Origin of the sequence: Kosakonia oryzendophytica (assembly GCF_900094925.1) — a bacterium.
GTDB classification, from domain to species: Bacteria; Pseudomonadota; Gammaproteobacteria; order Enterobacterales; family Enterobacteriaceae; genus Kosakonia; species Kosakonia oryzendophytica.
The window spans coordinates 279,932-294,699 of sequence record NZ_FMAY01000004.1 but is presented as its reverse complement, the minus strand read 5'-3'; the positions used below and the strand labels follow the sequence as shown (position 1 = coordinate 294,699).

The window sequence follows — 14,768 nt, the reverse complement described above, 5'->3', positions numbered from 1 at the left end:
TTAATTTGAGTTAACGTCCTGTCACATATCAGCATTACGTAGATTTTTCATCGCGATGGCGGACAAGCACTCAAAAGACGATTGGCCATAAGCACGAATACGAAGCCCGGGAAAGCATCGTAATGCTTATTAACCCGACAAGGCAGGTAGGTTGAAAATAGAGAATATGACACCTATTGTAAAGCGCTAACAGGTCAAATAAATAACGACCCGCACAAAATGCGGGCCGTAATACATCATATATTAAGCGCTCATATATTGATGCGGTGGATTGTTTAGTAACGCTAAAAATTCCCGGATAAGAATTGTCCTTATTTTATCCATATCCGTTTTTTGTGAAAGTTGACTGATCTGGGTCATTTCCAACCCGGCATAACCGCAGGGATTGATGCGCGTAAAAGGTGCCAGGTCCATGGCGATATTCAGCGCAAGGCCATGAAATGAGCAGCCTTTACGAATGCGCAGGCCCAGCGAACAGATCTTTTTGTCATCGACATATACGCCCGGCGCATCCGCGCGAGCCTGTGCCTGGATATCCAGCGTTGCTAGCGTATTGATGACCGTATTTTCCAGCAATGTAACAAGTTCACGCACGCCAATCTTGCGACGCTTAAGATTAATTAAAACATACATTACTTGCTGACCCGGTCCGTGGTAAGTGACCTGACCACCACGATCGCTCTGGATCACCGGAATATCGCCGGTCGCCAGCAGGTGTTCAGCTTTGCCAGCCTGACCCTGGGTAAAGACCGGCATATGCTCGACCAGCCAGATTTCGTCAGGCGTGGTATCGTCACGGGTATCGGTGAATTCATGCATCGCCCGGGACACGGGATCGTAAGGCTGTAAGCCCAGATTGCGAATGAGGATTGTATCCTGAGACAAAACGGCATCTCCGGGGGAGAAAAGAGTGGGGAGAGTATATCACAGCGAAGACGCTACCCGAATGCTTCCGGGTAACGTCTGCTGGCATTACAGCACCATACGAACAATGTCGATGTTGCCGAGTTCTTCGTAAAGAATCTCAACCTGCTCGATGTGCGTTGCGTTAATGGTGATAGAGACCGAGTGGTAATTGCCTTTGCTGCTCGGTTTTACCTGCGGAGAGTAATCACCTGGCGCATGGCGCTGTACCACTTCAACCACCAGATCAACCAGCTCTGGTTTCGCCAGACCCATCACTTTGTAAGTAAAGGGAGTCGGGAATTCAAGCAGTTCTTTGAGATTGGTTTTCATGTCAGCTCCGGCGTAAAAAAGAACAACTCCTGCCACAGGGGCAGGAGTTTTTTGGATACGTAGTATATGGGGACGAAAATTACACTTTCAAGTGTTCAATTCTTAACCAAACCAGTGATGGAACATCAATTTAATGTAATCAATGATTTTGCCAAAGAAATTGCCTTCCGGGATTTCCTGCAGCACGACCAGCGGGCGCTGTTCGATAGTTTTGCCATCAAGCTGGAAGTTAATGGAACCGACAACCTGATTTTTCTGCAGTGGCGCATGCAGCTCGCTGTTGTTCAGCACATAGCTGGCTTTCAGATCTTTCATGCGGCCACGCGGGATCGTCAGATACACGTCTTTATCCACGCCCAGTGATGCGCGATCGCTGTCGCCGAACCAGGCCGGCTCGGAAGCAAACTCTTTGCCTGCTTTCAGAGGGCTAACAGTTTCGAAGAAGCGGAAACCCCAGGTCAGCAATTTTTTGCTTTCGGTTTCACGGCCTTTAAAGGTACGACCGCCCATCACCGCTGAGATCAACCGCATCTGACCTTCGGTCGCCGAGGCCACCAGGTTGTAACCTGCTTTGTCGGTATGACCGGTTTTAATACCGTCAACGTTCAGGCTATTGTCCCACAGCAGACCGTTACGGTTGGTCTGGCGGATGCCATTGAAAGTGAACTCTTTTTCTTTATAGATGGCGTACTCGTTCGGCACATCGCGGATCAGCGCCTGGCCAATCAGCGCCATATCGCGCGCGGAGCTGTACTGACCATCAGCGTCGAGTCCATGTACGGTCTGGAAATGGCTGTTTTGCAGGCCAAGGGCGCGCACATAGTTATTCATCAAGCCCACAAACGCGTCCTGGCTACCGGCGACATAATCCGCCATCGCCACGCACGCATCGTTACCGGATTGCAGGTTAATACCACGGATAAGCTGGGAAACCGGCACCTGCATGCCTGGTTTCAGGAACATCAGTGAAGAACCACGGAATACCGGGTTGCCTGTCGCCCAGGCGTCGTTACCAATCGTCACCAGGTCGCTGTCTTTAAACTTGCCCGCTTTCATCGCCTGACCGATAACATAGCTGGTCATCATTTTGGTCAGACTGGCCGGATCGCGACGCGCGTCTGCGTTTTGTTCTGCCAGCACTTTGCCAGAGTTGTAATCGATCAGGATATAGGACTCCGCATCGATTTGCGGCACGCCAGGGATCATGGTTTTAATATTCAGGTCATCGGCGTGAGCAGCAGAAAGTGTGGCTGCGGTCAGCGCCGTGGTGAGCGCAAGGCGCTGCACAAAACGAACGGAGAGAGTGGTCTTCATGGTCGAACTACGACATCCGTGATGGAGTTAAAAAAAGTGCCTTACTATAGCAAAAGCTATATCGGCAGGCATCTGACTTTCCGCATGACTTTGTGAATGATGCTTACAGAAGTTGACAGAATCAGATGCCTTACCCGGTTACTGCGCGCCAGTAATAAACGATTGTAACTGCGCTTCATTTTGCAAACGCCCCTGCAGGGCGCTGGCATCGGCTTTATTACTGAACGGCCCTAACTGTACTCGCCAGACCGCGCCGTTTTGCACAACACGGCCCGGAACGGAGAATTGCTGCGCCAGGCGCTGCTGATACTGCTGCGCGCGTGCCTGATCGCTTACCGCACCAACCTGCACCATATACCCGCTGGTTGCCGTTGCGGCCGTAGCGGTTGCGGCGCTTGTACTGGTGGTTGCCACATGCCCCTGTACGGAACCCGGTGCAGTAACCGGCGCGGTACGGGTTGCGGCGGGTGCAGTGGTTTGCACTACCGATGTGTTCTGGCTGGCCGACATCATTGACGTCGTGGTCGCGGGTGTTGCAGTGTTTTGTGTTGTTGCGTCGCTCCCCTCAAGCACGCCAGCGGCCAGCGGCGTTTGCGCGCCCAGGAAACCACCGCTTTTTACCGGTGCGGCGGCGGCATCGTCGCTTTTCAACGTATCATTGCTGATGGCCTGCACATTCCCCTGCGGCTGCGCGGCTTGAGGCGCCGATGAGGCGCTGCCCAGCCCGCCGCCGAGATCGGGGCGATCCGGCAGAACGTAGGTCTGCTGAGCAACCTTAGTACAGGCCATGCCAGGGCCGGAAAGTGAACCATCCTGCGCGACAATAATCGGATCGATACGCACTTTGGTGTTATTGGACGTATTCAGGCGATCCGCTGCTGCGCGAGACAGAGAAATAACCCGGTCATTGCCATACGGGCCGCGATCGTTAATACGCACCACAATCATTCGCCCGTTGGCCAGGTTGGTAATACGGGCGTAGCTCGGGATCGGCAGTGTGGGATGCGCTGCGGTCAGTTGCGCCGGGTCGAACGTTTCGCCGGAAGCCGTTAAGTTGCTGCCCGGTTCGGCATCATAAATGGCAGCCAGGCCCGCCTGACTGAAGCGGGAGGGATCCTGAACCACTTTGTAGCTTTTGCCATCACGCTGATAATCCTGATTCGCCGTGGCATTGAGCGGCTCGTAATGAGGCTCAGCACCGCTGATTTCAACGACAGGGCCGTTGCACACGACAGGTTGCGGCGCAACGGTCGTTTGCTGTTGACCATTATCATTTGAACATGCCGCCAGTAATCCTGCTGCTATGCAGACCCCAAGCCATTGCTTACGCATTGCGCACCTCTTATCGTTAGACGCTTTTGGACAACATTTTCCTGTGGGTATGGATCGACATCACGATACCAAACCCGGCCATGAGTACGATCAGGGCGGAGCCCCCGTAACTTATCAGTGGCAACGGTACGCCCACTACCGGCAGGATACCACTCACCATACCAATATTTACGAACACATAAACGAACAAAATCAACATCAAACCCCCGGCCATGACCCGACCAAAGGTGGTTTGCGCCCGGGCGGCAATCCATAGCCCACGCATAATTAACAGCAGATAGAGCGCCAGCAAAATCAAAATCCCCACCAGGCCCAGCTCTTCGGCCAGCACGGCAAAAATAAAGTCAGTATGGCGCTCTGGCAAGAATTCTAGCTGCGACTGGGTGCCATGCAACCAGCCTTTGCCGCTTAGCCCACCCGAGCCAATGGCGATTTTCGACTGAATAATATGGTAGCCCGCACCCAGTGGATCGGTTTCCGGATCGAGCAGCATCATCACGCGCTGGCGTTGATAATCATGCATCAGGAAGAACCACAGCACCGGAATAAAGGCCGCGATCAGCACCACGGCAATACCGATTAATCGCCAGCTCAGGCCGGAAAGAAACAGCACAAACAGCCCGGAAAGCACCACCAGAATCGAGGTGCCCAGGTCTGGCTGTGCGGCGACCAACAGCGTTGGTAGAAAGATTAGCACCAGTGCGATGCCGGTGTTTTTCAACGACGGTGGGCAAACATCGCGGTTAATAAAGCGCGCGACCATTAACGGCACGGCAATTTTCGCGATTTCCGACGGCTGAAAACGCACGACACCCAGATCCAGCCAGCGTTGCGCGCCTTTCGAAATCGCGCCGAAAGCATCTACCGCCACCAGCAGAATAACGCAGAAGATATAGAGATAGGGTGCCCAGCCTTCATACACACGCGGCGGAACCTGCGCCATAACCACCATGATGATCAGGCCCATCGTGATTTGCCCGATTTTGCGTTCGGTCATGCCAATGTCCTGGCCGCTGGCGCTCCAGATAACGATCGCGCTGTAAAACAGCAGCGCGAGAATGATGAGCATCAGTGTCGGATCGATATGGATTTTATCCCAGAACGATTTTTTGTTCGGATTGTCCGTCATAATTATTGGTCCTCCGCCGCCGCCGCTGACGGGTTTTCCGTTGGCAAGTCGGTGTTGTTATCGCCCAGCATAATATGGTCGAGGATTTGGCGCATAATTGTCCCGACGGCCGGGCCAGCGCCGCCGTTCTCCAGGATCATTGCGACGGCGACCTGGGGATTGTCATAAGGCGCAAATGCGGTCATCAGTTTATGGTCGCGCAGGCGTTCTGCAATGCGGTGCGCATTATACGTTTCGTTGGCTTTCAGGCCGAATACCTGCGCAGTACCGGATTTTGCGGCGACTTTGTACGGTGCGTTGGCGAAATATTTGTGGCCGGTACCGTTGGCGCGGTTAGCCACGCCGTACATCCCATCTTTGGCAATTTCCCAGTAACCCGAATGGATGTCGCCTACCGGTGGTTGAGTAGGTTGTTTCCACGGGACCTGCTTGCCATCTTCCACGGTGCTCATCAGCAGATGAGGCACTTTGACGATACCGTCATTAATCAGGGTCATCATGGCCTTGTTCATCTGTAACGGGGTGGCGGTCCAGTAACCCTGGCCAATCCCGACCGGAATGGTATCACCCTGGTACCAGGGTTTTTTAAAGCGTTTCAGTTTCCACTCGCGCGTTGGCATGTTGCCGGAGCGCTCTTCAGAGAGGTCAACGCCGGTATATTGCCCGTAACCAAATTTGCCCATCCATTCAGCAAGACGGTCGATACCCATATCATAGGCAACCTGGTAGAAGAAGGTGTCGGCGGACTCTTCCAGCGATTTGGTGATATTCAGGTGGCCGTGGCCCCATTTTTTCCAGTCACGGTAACGCTTATCTGAGCCGGGCAACTGCCACCAGCCGGGGTCAAACAGGCTGGTGTTGCGGTTAATAACGCCTGCACTGAGCGCGGAGACCGCCACGTACGGTTTCACGGTCGAGGCTGGCGGATAGACCCCCTGCGTTGCACGGTTGATCAGCGGCGTATTCGGATCGTTAAGCAACGAGGAGTAGTCTTTGCTGGAGATCCCATCAACGAACAGGTTCGGATCGTAGCTTGGTGTTGAGACCAGGGCGAGGATGCTGCCGCTGCGCGGATCGGTGACCACAACGGCGGCGCGACTGCCAGCCAGCAGTGTTTCAATGTACTGCTGCAGTTTTAAATCCAGCGTCAGGTAAATGTCATGGCCGGCCTGCGGCGGCACTTCTTTCAACTGACGGATGACGCGACCGCGGTTGTTAACTTCCACTTCTTCATAACCGGTCTGGCCATGGAGGACGTCTTCGTAATAGCGTTCAATACCGAGTTTGCCGATATCGTGTGTCGCAGCGTAGTTTGCCAGCTTGCCCTCTTTATCCAGTCGGTCAACGTCTTTATCGTTAATCTTCGAGACATAGCCAATGACATGGGTCAGCGCGGAACCATATGGATAGTAACGGCGTTTGTAGCCTTTTACTTCAACGCCGGGAAAGCGGTACTGGTTAACCGCAAAGCGCGCGACCTGGACTTCGGTCAGGTTGGTTTTTACCGGAATAGAGGTGAAACGGTGTGAACGTGAGCGTTCTTTTTTAAAGTTGGCGATATCGTCGTCATTCAAATCGACCACGTCGCGAAGCGCATCCAGCGTTTGCTGCACATCATCCACCTTCTCCGGCATCATTTCGACCTGGTAGATGGTGCGGTTAAGTGCGAGCGGCGTGCCATTGCGGTCGTAAATAATGCCGCGACTTGGCGGAATGGGAACCAGTTTGATGCGGTTTTCGTTGGAGCGGGTCTGGTAGTCCGCAAAACGGACGATTTGCAGATTATAAAGGTTGGCGACCAGCACACCGGAAAGCAGCAAAATCCCCGTAAAGGCGACCACCGCCCTGCGCACAAACAGCGCGGACTCAGCCGTATAGTCGCGAAAAGAATTCTGTAATTTCATCCGCTGCTTAATCTGCCTAAGACTTGTCATTACTCACGATGGTAAGGATGGTTGGTGGTAATACTCCATGCGCGGTAAAGGCTTTCCGCAACCAGCACGCGCACCAGCGGGTGAGGGAGCGTCAGCGCAGAGAGCGACCAACTTTGTTCTGCCGCAGCTTTACAGGCGGGGGATAACCCTTCCGGCCCGCCAATCAGCAGGCTGACGTCACGCCCGTCCTGCTTCCAGCGTTCCAGTTCAATAGCCAGTTGCGGCGTATCCCAGGGTTTGCCGGGGATATCGAGGGTGACGATACGGTTTTTGCCCGCTGCTGCCAGCATCAGTTCACCCTCTTTGTCGAGAATACGCTTGATATCTGCGTTTTTTCCGCGCTTTCCCGCAGGAATTTCCACCAGTTCGAAAGGCATATCCTTGGGAAAACGACGCAGATATTCACTAAAACCTGTCTGTACCCAGTCCGGCATTTTCGTGCCGACGGCGACCAGTTGCAGCTTCACGCATTAGCTCCAGAGTTTTTCCAGTTCATACAGGCGACGGCTCTCTTCCTGCATAACATGGACAATGACATCGCCCAGATCGACTACAACCCAGTCAGCAGCGCTTTCGCCTTCCACACCCAACGGCATCATGCCTGCTGCACGAGATTCCTGCACCACGTGATCCGCGATGGAGACAACATGGCGGGTGGAGGTGCCGGTGCAGATAATCATGCAATCTGTGATGCTGGATTTACCCTGGACGTCGATGGCGATGATGTCCTGACCTTTCAGGTCATCAATTTTGTCAATAATAAAATCCTGGAGTGCTTTACCCTGCAAGTGTTCCCCCTGAGTGAACAAAAAGTGAGCTATTAATTAGCGGCCTGACATTATACCTGAACTGCGTCGATTGTCGGGATAAATGTCGGGCCCTGGCCATTTCGAAGCGGGCTATCATCCCATCACGGCCGTGGGATTGCATTGTCATTTTTGTAAAACAATTTCTGCGCGCGGAGAATATCAGCCTGTCGTGGCGTGTCAATGACCTAATTACCGCCGTGAATGGGATGATGAAAAAAAATGCTATGTCTCGTCCATCTGCCAGGTGGCGCGGCTATTTAATACGCGAAGCGTGGCGAAATCATCATGAATATCAATTGCACTCCAGCACCCTTGATCAACGCGAAAATGCCACAGCGAGGAAGCCGACATGTTTAACAGCCGGGCAATCAATAAACTCAGCACACCCTGATGGCTGACCACCAGTACATTCTGGTGTTGACGGAGATCGGTAAGCGTGGCGATAAACTGCTCCACGCGCAGGGAGAAAGCCTGAAAACCTTCGCCGTTCGTCGGAATCGCATTCTGCCAGTCCGTACACCACGCAGCATAACTCTCCGGATCTTCGCGCGTTAAATCGCGGTGATGGCGCATCTCCCAATCACCAAAAAACATCTCATTGAGCAGCGCCGTGGTGTGCACCGTGACATCACGATTTTCCAGCACCTGTTGCGCAGTGTGCCGTGCCCGTTCAAGCTCGCTGCATAATACATGATCGAAGGGAACAGCTCGCAGCAAGCCATGAAGTGTCCGTGCCTGGGCAATCCCTTTTGCCGTCAATGGCGTTGGTGAATGGCCGCTGTAGAGCCCTGCAACATTCGCTTCGGTTTCACCATGACGTATCAGCCAGAGTCGCATAATGGTCTCCCGTCTCGATTTCTGCGCAAAGTTTAACACTGCATCCTCAATCCACTCGTCTTTTTCGTTTAAGATTGTCGTTTTTGACCGGAGCGGAAGATGGCTTTGTTTCATAGCGCGCATGGCGGCAATACCCGTGAGGCTGCTGCACTCCTGGGCATTGCCCCGGAGCAACTTCTCGATTTCAGCGCCAATATTAACCCGGCCGGTATGCCGGCATCGCTCAAACACGCCTTGCAAAACAATCTGGCGTTGGCTGAGCGTTACCCGGACGTTGAGTATCAACGCCTGCACCAGGCACTGGCTGCGCACCACCAGATACCGACGTCGTGGATCCTGGCAGGCAATGGCGAAACCGACGCTATTTTTATGCTGGTCAAGGCACTGGCTCCGCGCAAAGCGCTGGTCGTGGTGCCCGGTTTTGCCGAATACCGCCGTGCGCTAACGCAGGTAGGGTGCGATGTTGCTGAATTTCACCTGCAGGAAGAAGAGGGCTGGCAACTGACCGGGCGGGTGTTGGACGCATTGACGCCTGATCTCGACTGTCTGTTTCTTTGCACGCCCAATAATCCTACCGGGTTACTGCCGGACGATAGCCTGCTGCATGCCATTGCTGCACGCTGTAAAACGCTCGGTATCGCACTGATTCTCGATGAAGCCTTTATGGATTTTATTCGCGATCGTTCGGGGTTTATTCCGCACCTTGCGGATAACCCACATCTATGGGTGTTGCGTTCGCTAACCAAGTTTTATGCCATTCCTGGCCTGCGTCTTGGCTATGTCGTGGGCAGCGATGTGCAAAAGGTTAACCAGATGCGCGCGATGCAGATGCCGTGGTCAATCAATGCCTTCGCAGCGCTGGCGGGAGAGGTGATTTTACAGGATACGGCCTATCAGCAGGCCAGCTGGCGGTGGCTGGAACAGGCGCGACCGCGTTTAAGGGCTGCACTGGCTGCGTTACCCGCGCTGACCGTCTGGCCCGGTGTGGCAAACTATCTTTTTCTGCGCTGTGATGCGCCGGGTAGTGCGTTGCAGCGCGCGCTGCTGGAGAGGCACATCCTGATCCGCAGTTGTGCCAATTATCCTGGTCTGGACGACCGTTATTATCGTGTGGCGGTGCGCAGTATAGAGGAAAATGACCGTCTTATCGCGGCGATGGACGCGGTGCTTAGCGGTACAGGCCCTGTTCTTTGATATAGGCCAGTACAGGCGCGGGCAGCAGATCGTCACACCGCTCGCCTTTTTCCAGCCGCTCGCGGATAAGCGTTGCGGAAATATTGAACCACGGCGTTTCCGCGAGGTAAATTTTCCCGGCGGGTAAGGTATGAAGCATTTCCGCATCGGTGGTGAGGTGGGACTCGAGCCATTGCTGATGCGCTTCCTGCTCCATGGTTAGCGGGTAGCCAGGACGACGGCAGACAATCAGATGGCAATGATTGAGAATGGTGTCGGCATGGTGCCAGCCAGGGAAAGTGAGCAGGGAGTCCTGACCGATGATAAACGCCAGTGAGCGCTGCGGACCTTGCTCTTCGCGCCACTCCAGCAATGTTTGAGCGGTATAAGACGGCGCGTCGCGGCGAAGTTCCCGCTCATCAAGGGTAAACAGGGGCTTGTCGGCAATCGCCAGTTCAACCATGGTTTTACGCTGCTGACTGGTGGCTTCCGGTTGTGGGCGGTGTGGGGGCACATTGTTAGGCATGATAATGACCCGTGAAAGGCCGATCTGATTTGCCAGCGCTTCAACGGGTTTCAGGTGCCCGTAATGAACAGGATCAAACGTACCGCCAAACATGGCCTGCAACTGATTCATATCAACCATCAATAAAAACGTCTGCCAGTGCCTTATGACAGAGTAGCAGAGAAAGGCTTTCCAGCTCGGCCCACACCGATTGACCAAAGTCCTGTTTCACCACCAGCTCAATGCGGCTCAGCAGATGAACGGCCTGACGCAACTGATCGGCGCTCAGGCGATTCAGTGCCTCGCCGGTCACACCGCGACGGTTTTGCCATACACGATGTTTATCAAACAGCGCACGTAGTGGCGTATGCGCGGACTGCCGTTTTAACGTCACCAGCAACAGCAGTTCTCGTTGCACGGTGCGCAGCAGGATCACCGGTTCGCAGGCTTCAAGCCGCAACTGGCTAAGAATATGCAAAGCGCGTTTGCTTTTACCTGCCAGCAGCGCATCCACCCAATGAAATGGCGTAAAATGCGCCGCATCATTTACCGCCTGTTCTACGCGCGGTAGGGTGAGTTTGCCATCCGGCCACAGCAGAGCCAGCCGCTCCAACGCCTGCGCCAGCGCCAGCAAATTGCCTTCATAGCAATAGCAGAGTAGCTGATTGGCGGCGTCGTCCAGTTCCAGTTTGTTCTGCTTTGCCCTGGCGGCAACCCAGCGGGGAAGATTCGCTTGTTCTGGTGTCTGGCAACTGATCTGCACGGCATGGTTATTCAGTTGGGTTAACCACGCGGCGTTTTCCTGCGCTTTTGTCAGCTTGTTGCCGCGAACAATCAGCAGCAGATCGTCATGCAGTAATGCCACCAGTTTAGCCAGTTGTTCATTCATGGCTGCATTGGGGCCGTTCTCCGGCAACTGCAACAGCAGGGTCTGGCGGCTGGCAAACAGGCTGAGCGCCTGACAGATGGAAAAGATCGCATCCCAGTCAGTGCTGGCATCCAGGGGGAACGTGTGATGTTCGGTGAAGCCCTGCGCCACTGCAATCTGGCGCACGGCGTCCTGGCTCTCTTGCAGCAATAACGGATCGTTACCGAGGAGCAGATACGCCGCGCGCAGCCCTTCATTGAGCTGCGCGCGGAGTTGTTCCGGATACAACCTGAGCATCAGCTACCCGGTTTAGCCGAAACGGAGGAGGAGGAAGATACATTATCAGCATGCGATTGTGACGCATCTGCGGTATGAACGCTTGGCAGCTTACGAATCAACTGTTCCGCCGCTTTGTCGTACATTTCGCGAATGATTATGTCCTGCTCAGCATCTTTCGCCAGTGCGGTTTGCGGGTTATCAAAGAACGAACGGTACACCTTCGTGCTAATGGGGTAAATGTCATGACCCGGGATCAGCACGCTGGCGTTGACTGTCAGCACCATTTGGTATTCCGCTGTGCGACCATCCTGGAAAATGGATGCCGTGTCACGGGTAAACGTCACGCCACCAAGGCGCAACGAAGGCACATCCTGACGCAGCGACTCTTTTTCCAGCAGTTCAATGCCATTCAAACGCAGCTGGCTGCGAATGGCGCGGCTCAGAGGGCCGTTCGGATCTCCGGAATCGAAGATCATCGTTTTCATCTCAGCAGGCACTTGCGTAGAGCTACGCAGATGCCAGCCGCAACCCGCGGTGATCAACACCGCCAGTGATAACAACAATGTAGCCAGATATCGCACGCTTCCTCCCGCGCTTAGCCAACGACCAGATTGAGCAGTTTACCCGGTACGTAAATCACTTTACGTATCGTAACGCCATCAAGATATTTCGCTACCAGATGCTCCTGGCCTGCGCGTTCACGCACTTGTTCTTCGGTTGCATCGACGGCAACGGTAATTTTACCGCGCACTTTACCGTTCACCTGAACGACGACCAGCGTGGTGTTCTCCACCATAGCCTGCTCATCCGCAACCGGCCATGGCGCGTTGTCGATATCGCCTTCGCCGCCCAGTTCTTGCCACAGGGTGAAGCTTACATGCGGTGTGAACGGGTTCAGCATGCGCACCACTGCCAGCAACGCTTCCTGCATCAGTGCACGGTCTTGTGCGCTCTCTTGCGGTGCTTTCGCCAGTTTGTTCATCAGCTCCATAATCGCTGCAATCGCGGTGTTGAAAGTCTGACGGCGACCGATATCATCGGACACTTTGGCGATGGTTTTATGCACGTCGCGACGCAGCGCTTGCTGTTCGTCATTCAGTGCAGCCACATCCAGCGCGGAGACGGCACCCTGTGCGGTGTGCTCGTAAACCAGTTTCCAGACGCGTTTCAGGAAGCGGTTTGCGCCTTCTACGCCGGATTCCTGCCATTCCAGCGTCATGTCCGCCGGGGAGGCAAACATCATAAACAGACGTACGGTGTCTGCGCCGTAACGCTCTACCATTTCCTGCGGGTCGATACCGTTGTTTTTCGACTTGGACATTTTGCTCATGCCGGTATACACCAGTTCATGACCTGCCGGATCTTTGGCACTAACGATGCGGCCTTTCTCGTCGCGTTCAACGATCGCGTCCTTCGGCGACACCCAGTTACGTTCGCCGTTTTCGCCCACGTAATAGAAGGCGTCCGCCAGTACCATCCCCTGACACAGCAGCTGCTTAGCCGGCTCGTCGGAGTTGACCATGCCTGCATCGCGCATCAGTTTGTGGAAGAAGCGGAAGTAGAGCAGGTGCATGATCGCGTGTTCAATACCGCCAATGTAAATGTCTACCGGCAACCAGTAGTTGGCTGCTTTCGGGTCCAGCATGCCTTCGCTGTGCTGTGGGCAGGTATAACGCGCGTAGTACCAGGAGGACTCCATAAAGGTGTCGAAGGTGTCGGTTTCGCGCAGCGCTGGCTGACCGTTAACGGTGGTTTTCGCCCACTCCGGGTCTGCTTTGATCGGGCTGGTAATCCCGTCCATCACCACATCTTCCGGCAGGATCACCGGCAACTGGTCTTCCGGCGTTGGCATCACAGTGCCATCTTCCAGGGTGACCATTGGAATCGGCGCGCCCCAGTAACGCTGACGGGACACACCCCAGTCGCGCAGGCGGAAGTTAACTTTGCGCTCGCCAACGCCTTTGGCCGCCAGTTTATCGGCGATGGCGTTGAAAGCAGCCGTGAAATCAAGACCGTTAAATTCACCGGAGTTAAACAGCACGCCTTTTTCGGTCAGCGCCTGTGCGGAAAGATCCGGTTCACTGCCATCGGCGTTCAGAATAACGGGCTTAATGGTCAGGTTGTATTTGGTGGCGAACTCGTAATCGCGCTGATCGTGGCCCGGAACGGCCATCACCGCGCCAGTACCGTACTCCATCAGCACAAAGTTTGCTGCCCAGACGGGAATGGCTTCGCCAGTCAGCGGATGAATTGCTTTCAGACCGGTGTCGACGCCTTTTTTCTCCATCGTCGCCATATCGGCTTCTGCCACTTTGGTATTGCGGCATTCATCGATAAACGCAGCCAGTTCCGGTTTGTTCGCCGCAGCCTGTTGCGCCAGCGGATGCCCCGCGGCGACCGCCAGGTAAGTGGCACCCATAAAGGTGTCCGGACGGGTCGTGTAGACCGTCAGTTTCTGATCGCTGTCCTGAACGTCAAAGGTGATTTCCACGCCTTCGGAACGGCCAATCCAGTTGCGCTGCATGGTTTTCACGGTATCCGGCCAGTGATCCAGATTGTCCAGATCGTTCAGCAGCTCGTCGGCATAGGCGGTGATTTTGATAAACCACTGCGGGATCTCTTTACGCTCAACTTTGGTGTCGCAGCGCCAGCAGCAGCCGTCGATAACCTGTTCGTTTGCCAGCACGGTCTGGTCGTTCGGGCACCAGTTCACCGCAGAGGTTTTCTTATACACGAGGCCTTTTTTATACAGCTCGGTAAAGAACTTCTGTTCCCAGCGGTAGTATTCCGGGGTACAGGTTGCCAGCTCGCGGCTCCAGTCATAGCCAAAGCCCAGCATTTTGAGCTGGTTTTTCATGTAGGCGATGTTGTCGTAGGTCCACGGCGCTGGTGCGGTGTTATTTTTCACCGCCGCACCTTCTGCAGGCAGGCCAAATGCGTCCCAGCCAATGGGCTGCAGAACGTTTTTACCCAGCATGCGCTGGTAACGGGAAATCACATCGCCAATGGTGTAGTTACGAACGTGGCCCATGTGTAGTCGGCCAGAAGGATAGGGGAGCATTGACAGGCAATAGTATTTTTCTTTGCTCTCGTCTTCAGTAACTTCGAATGTGCGCTTTTCTTCCCAGTGGCGCTGTACGTTGGATTCTATCTCTTCCGGGCGGTATTGCTCTTGCATGGCACCAGTAGTCCTGTTTTTGATACCGCTACGAATGTAGCGTTGTTACGTGGTTTTTCAGATCGGCATAGCATAGCCCAAACGCCCGCCTCAAAACAGCCTTTCCGCGACCCGGTAGCGAAATAGCCACGCCTTTTTTCGGGGGGCTTTTTGTCCGTGCTGTGGGCGAGTCGG

General features: G+C 54.4%; 14 protein-coding genes. 1 reads left to right on the top strand and 13 read right to left on the bottom strand.

The window, feature by feature from the left end; translation table 11 throughout:
* Window positions 1–243: 243 nt before the first annotated feature.
* From lipB to GA0061071_RS09525, 9 genes are all read right to left on the bottom strand, one after another.
* Window positions 244–885 carry a lipoyl(octanoyl) transferase LipB gene (gene lipB / locus GA0061071_RS09565; protein WP_088237090.1) on the bottom strand — a complete coding sequence of 214 codons (642 nt, stop codon included), beginning with the start codon at window positions 883–885 and terminating at the stop codon, window positions 244–246.
* A gap of 87 nt (window positions 886–972) precedes the next feature.
* Window positions 973–1,236 (bottom strand): DUF493 family protein YbeD, encoded by a 264-nt coding sequence (ybeD, locus tag GA0061071_RS09560; RefSeq protein WP_061494435.1) that lies wholly within the window; start codon window positions 1,234–1,236, stop codon window positions 973–975.
* 102 nt (window positions 1,237–1,338) lie between these two features.
* Complete coding sequence (gene dacA, locus GA0061071_RS09555) at window positions 1,339–2,550, bottom strand: D-alanyl-D-alanine carboxypeptidase DacA (RefSeq protein ID WP_061494436.1); 1,212 nt, start codon at window positions 2,548–2,550, stop codon at window positions 1,339–1,341.
* 138 nt (window positions 2,551–2,688) lie between these two features.
* Window positions 2,689–3,882, bottom strand: a complete 1,194-nt coding sequence (gene rlpA, locus GA0061071_RS09550; RefSeq protein WP_061494437.1) for an endolytic peptidoglycan transglycosylase RlpA — start codon at window positions 3,880–3,882, stop codon at window positions 2,689–2,691.
* A 16-nt stretch (window positions 3,883–3,898) separates the two neighbouring features.
* A complete protein-coding gene (mrdB, locus tag GA0061071_RS09545) occupies window positions 3,899–5,011 on the bottom strand; it encodes a peptidoglycan glycosyltransferase MrdB (protein ID WP_061494438.1) in 1,113 nt (370 codons plus the stop codon).
* Window positions 5,012–5,013: 2 nt separating this feature from the next.
* Window positions 5,014–6,915, bottom strand: a complete 1,902-nt coding sequence (gene mrdA, locus GA0061071_RS09540) for a peptidoglycan DD-transpeptidase MrdA (protein WP_061494439.1) — start codon at window positions 6,913–6,915, stop codon at window positions 5,014–5,016.
* A gap of 29 nt (window positions 6,916–6,944) precedes the next feature.
* Window positions 6,945–7,412 carry a 23S rRNA (pseudouridine(1915)-N(3))-methyltransferase RlmH gene (gene rlmH, locus GA0061071_RS09535; RefSeq protein WP_061494440.1) on the bottom strand — a complete coding sequence of 156 codons (468 nt, stop codon included), beginning with the start codon at window positions 7,410–7,412 and terminating at the stop codon, window positions 6,945–6,947.
* A gap of 3 nt (window positions 7,413–7,415) precedes the next feature.
* On the bottom strand, window positions 7,416–7,733 hold the full coding sequence (rsfS, locus tag GA0061071_RS09530; RefSeq protein WP_061494441.1) for a ribosome silencing factor: 318 nt from the start codon (window positions 7,731–7,733) through the stop codon (window positions 7,416–7,418).
* Window positions 7,734–7,976: 243 nt separating this feature from the next.
* A complete protein-coding gene (locus GA0061071_RS09525; RefSeq protein ID WP_061499895.1) occupies window positions 7,977–8,591 on the bottom strand; it encodes an adenosylcobalamin/alpha-ribazole phosphatase in 615 nt (204 codons plus the stop codon).
* A 99-nt stretch (window positions 8,592–8,690) separates the two neighbouring features.
* On the opposite strand from GA0061071_RS09525, the gene cobD reads away from it, so the two are divergent.
* Window positions 8,691–9,785, top strand: coding sequence for a threonine-phosphate decarboxylase CobD (gene cobD / locus GA0061071_RS09520; protein ID WP_088237091.1), 1,095 nt, complete (start codon window positions 8,691–8,693; stop codon window positions 9,783–9,785).
* On the opposite strand, the gene nadD is transcribed toward cobD, so the two are convergent.
* The 4 genes from nadD to leuS are packed head-to-tail and all read right to left on the bottom strand — an operon-like array spanning window position 9,760 to window position 14,594.
* Window positions 9,760–10,410: a nicotinate-nucleotide adenylyltransferase gene (gene nadD, locus GA0061071_RS09515; RefSeq protein WP_088237092.1), complete on the bottom strand. Its 651-nt coding sequence runs from the start codon at window positions 10,408–10,410 to the stop codon at window positions 9,760–9,762. The two genes, cobD and nadD, sit on opposite strands and share 26 nt — an antisense overlap.
* Entirely contained in the window at window positions 10,403–11,434 is a 1,032-nt protein-coding gene (holA, locus tag GA0061071_RS09510) for a DNA polymerase III subunit delta (RefSeq protein WP_088237093.1), read from the bottom strand. Before holA ends, nadD begins: the two co-directional genes overlap by 8 nt.
* Window positions 11,434–11,997: an LPS assembly lipoprotein LptE gene (lptE, locus tag GA0061071_RS09505; RefSeq protein WP_088237094.1), complete on the bottom strand. Its 564-nt coding sequence runs from the start codon at window positions 11,995–11,997 to the stop codon at window positions 11,434–11,436. Before lptE ends, holA begins: the two co-directional genes overlap by 1 nt.
* 14 nt (window positions 11,998–12,011) lie before the next feature.
* Window positions 12,012–14,594, bottom strand: coding sequence for a leucine--tRNA ligase (gene leuS / locus GA0061071_RS09500; RefSeq protein WP_061494446.1), 2,583 nt, complete (start codon window positions 14,592–14,594; stop codon window positions 12,012–12,014).
* Window positions 14,595–14,768 lie beyond the last annotated feature (174 nt).